This window comes from Pantoea sp. GbtcB22 (assembly GCF_019091025.1).
GTDB classification, from domain to species: domain Bacteria; phylum Pseudomonadota; class Gammaproteobacteria; order Enterobacterales; family Enterobacteriaceae; genus Pantoea; species Pantoea leporis.
Genome location: NZ_JAGXKB010001114.1, coordinates 1 through 228 on the forward strand (window position 1 = coordinate 1; position 228 = coordinate 228).

Sequence of the window (228 nt, forward strand, 5' to 3'; positions counted from 1 at the left end):
TGCCGGCCTGATTACCGACATCCGGCCCGCCGATCATCTGGCCGAGCGCGATGCAGATCCCGGCGGCGACGATCAGCGGGAACATGCACGAGATCCCGGTAAGCAAATGCCCTTTGACCTCCTGGCCGTACTGACGTTTGTTGTCACTCATGTTGGATCTCCTCAGGCGCGCGCCAGTGAATCCGCCACTTTTTCGGGGAATTTCACCGGTGATTTGATCACTACTTC

1 pseudogene is annotated in these 228 nt (G+C 58.3%); it reads right to left on the reverse strand.

From position 1 onward, the window contains the following. Window positions 1–151, reverse strand: a pseudogene (locus KVT28_RS28120) (PTS fructose transporter subunit IIC); the annotation flags it as partial. Window positions 152–228: the final 77 nt, after the last annotated feature.